Annotated in this window: 1 protein-coding gene; it reads right to left on the reverse strand. The window is 33.4% G+C overall.

Features of this window, described 5'->3' with window-relative positions; translation table 11 throughout:
* On the reverse strand, positions 1-1,667 hold a 1,667-nt coding region (locus tag H510_RS18905; protein WP_036692875.1), incomplete at its 3' end, for a hypothetical protein.
* Positions 1,668-2,035: the final 368 nt, after the last annotated feature.

Here is a 2,035-nt window from a genome sequence, read left to right on the forward strand (position 1 = left end):
CCTGTTGGTGTTAAATTAATAGCTCCAGTATTTCCACCATTACAGGCTACATTTGTTACCACTGTAGTACTTGTAATATTACAATTTAAGTAACTAAAGGGTACAACATAACTGCAGCTTCCTCCATTGGGTATAATTTTAGCGTAAAGTGTTTGTGAGCTCGAAGGTAGTGTTCCTGAAGCCGTGAAGGTATTGGGTGAAACAAATGTTCCTGCTGGGGTTACAGCGGCAGCATCCACATAAATACCATCAATTGTACCATTATAGATTCCACCGTAAGTAAAAATAGGACTTGGAGAATTATTAACAATAACTGAACTAGCACTATTGCTAGTGATTGTACCTGTTAAAGTAGTATATTTTAAAATACTGTTATTTGTAAATACACCCGTATTGGATAGTTCATTGCTAATTTGAAGCAATCCTGTATTAGTGGTTGTACCTCCATTCTGATAATTTCCTGCATTTAATATCATTTTACCACAAGCCGAATTAGAAATTATGGCTCCTGTAGGATTAAAAATTCCAGCTCCAGAATTAATGTTAACTGTTCCTTCATTAATCAACTCAGAAGTATTACTGAAATTTAAAGCGTAGGATGTACCTGAATAATTTATAACTCCAAGATTTGTCAGATTTAACATTCCAATAGATCTAAAATCACTATTAACAATTCCTGTAATTGCATTATTAAAACTCAAACTCGCAGTAGATTGAGATACAATTCCAGAAGCATTATTAGAATTTATTGTTCCTCTATTCGTAATGATTGCTGTATTAGAGGCTGTAATACCAAATCCGCTTCCTGCTCCTACATTTATGATACCATCGTTGATAATTGTAGCATTAGTTCCTTGCATAATTATCGAGGAAGGGACGGAACTCGTGTTTACATTTAGCGTTGCACCTGTGTTTATTGTTAAAATACTGGAATTGTTCAAATATATTTCTTTTGCTACTGCAGTTGTACCATTAAGTATAACAGGATCATTTGTAACATTTGGTATAATAACCGAATTGGTTGCAGTAGGTACGCCATAAGGGGTCCAATTACAAGCAATATTCCAATCTGTACTTACGGATCCAGTCCAAGTCATATTGTCTGTAGGGCTTGCAAGAGTTATTCCTGGAACATAATAATGTGGAGTACAGTTAACTCTTCGTGAGTTATAATTTTGACCAAATGGATAAGATTTACCAACTCCTCCTTCAATAGCTATATCACTGTTAGATGCAATAGTGGTAAAAGTACCATTTGTGTAGCGCACACCGGCAGATGATGCCGCATTAATTTCTGTTATATAAAACCCAAAAGTAGTATTTGCGGGTATGCTAATACTCAAAGATAGAGGCAGGGGTGTTGGATTATTAATTCCTAAAGAAGTTGCTGTAGCACTACCAGCTAGTGTCCAAGCAGCAGCATTAGATTCAGAACCTATGTAAGTACCAGCTTTATAATAAATTTCGAAGGTTCCCGTGGCAAAACCAATCATATTTAAATCAAAGCTTGTAATTGTAACAGGATTAGTATTAGTTACAATATTAAACATCACACCCTTATTGGAGTTATCACTATTATAAGGTGTAGCTAGTAATCCGCATTGAGATTTTGCCTGTTGTTGTAATATAGTAACCAGAAAGAAAAATAAAAGGTAAAGTTTTTTCATTTAATTATTGTTATAAATAGAAATCTTGATTTTAACAAATATAAGTTTTTAAAAATCATTTATAAAGAGGGTATTCTTCATAAACTTATTCATTTAAGTCGTTCTCAATAAAGTATATGCGGTTCAACTCTCAATAGCTATTTATTAGAAATTCCTTACCTCATCAGAACAATCCGTATAAAAACTTGCAATACCAACCTCTTTAACTATTATAAGATTAAAAAGTTACATAAACTTTTCTCGCTTCATTACTGTATTATGATAAAAAAGCCCCAAGCTAATGCTTGAGGCTGATTTTCATATTTTATGGGTCTTTAGCTGTTTGTTATCCTACAACTTCCTATTAAACCTATAACCAATCACAATAT

Origin of the sequence: Pedobacter glucosidilyticus DSM 23534 (assembly GCF_000425145.1) — a bacterium.
GTDB classification, from domain to species: Bacteria; Bacteroidota; Bacteroidia; order Sphingobacteriales; family Sphingobacteriaceae; genus Pseudopedobacter; species Pseudopedobacter glucosidilyticus.